Origin of the sequence: Streptomyces sp. Ru71 (assembly GCF_002920535.1) — a bacterium.
Taxonomy (GTDB): domain Bacteria; phylum Actinomycetota; class Actinomycetes; order Streptomycetales; family Streptomycetaceae; genus Streptomyces.
This window is the reverse complement of sequence record NZ_PQSS01000186.1, coordinates 1-392: the sequence shown is the minus strand read 5'-3', so window position 1 is coordinate 392 and position 392 is coordinate 1. Positions and strand designations below refer to the sequence as shown.

Genomic DNA, 392 nt, shown 5'->3' with positions numbered 1-392 from the left:
AGCCATGGCCTTGAAATGGCGTTAGTCATGAAATATAGACCGCCATCGAGTACCCCTTGTACCCTTAACTCTTCCTGATACGTAAATAATGATTTGGTGGCCCTTGCTGGACTTGAACCAGCGACCAAGCGATTATGAGTCGCCTGCTCTAACCACTGAGCTAAAGGGCCTTGAGTGTGCAATAACAATACTTATAAACCACGCAATAAACATGATGATCTAGAGAATCCCGTCGTAGCCACCATCTTTTTTTGCGGGAGTGGCGAAATTGGTAGACGCACCAGATTTAGGTTCTGGCGCCGCTAGGTGTGCGAGTTCAAGTCTCGCCTCCCGCACCATTCACCAGAAAGCGTTGATCGGATGCCCTCGAGTCGGGCAGCGTTGGGTCCTGG

At 50.3% G+C, this 392-nt stretch carries 2 tRNA genes; one reads left to right on the top strand and one right to left on the bottom strand.

The window, feature by feature from the left end:
- Positions 1 to 94: 94 nt before the first annotated feature.
- A tRNA-Ile gene (locus C3489_RS38160) sits at positions 95 to 170 on the bottom strand.
- Positions 171 to 253: 83 nt separating this feature from the next.
- On the opposite strand from C3489_RS38160, the gene C3489_RS38155 reads away from it, so the two are divergent.
- Positions 254 to 338: transfer RNA gene (locus C3489_RS38155), tRNA-Leu, on the top strand.
- Positions 339 to 392 lie beyond the last annotated feature (54 nt).